1 rRNA gene is annotated in these 407 nt (G+C 45.5%); it reads right to left on the bottom strand.

From position 1 onward, the window contains the following. A 16S ribosomal RNA gene (locus AEA42_RS05465) occupies nt 1-217 on the bottom strand; the annotation flags it as partial. Nucleotides 218-407: the final 190 nt, after the last annotated feature.

Here is a 407-nt window from a genome sequence, read left to right as displayed (position 1 = left end):
GAGGCCCGAAGGTCCCCCTCTTTCCCCCGTAGGGCGTATGCGGTATTAGCAGTCGTTTCCAACTGTTATCCCCCTCGACTGGGCAGATCCCTAGGCATTACTCACCCGTCCGCCGCTCGCCACCTCATAAGTAAACTTACTTGTGCTGCCGCTCGACTTGCATGTGTTAGGCCTGCCGCCAGCGTTCAATCTGAGCCATGATCAAACTCTTCAATTAAAGTTTTTTGAATCCGAAGATTCGGCTCAATGAATTCTGAATCGACTTAACTTAATAAGTCGTTGTACATATTGCTATGAACACTCATTCATTGATTTAATTCTTTGATTACTCGCCAAACGGCAGAGTAATTTCGATTAACTCAACACCTGTGAGTGTCCACACAGATTTCTTGTTTAGATTGTTAAAG

This window comes from Shewanella sp. Sh95 (assembly GCF_001308045.1).
GTDB lineage: Bacteria > Pseudomonadota > Gammaproteobacteria > Enterobacterales > Shewanellaceae > Shewanella > Shewanella xiamenensis.
The sequence above is the reverse complement of the archived record's forward strand: the minus strand, read 5'-3'. Positions and strand labels throughout refer to the sequence as shown.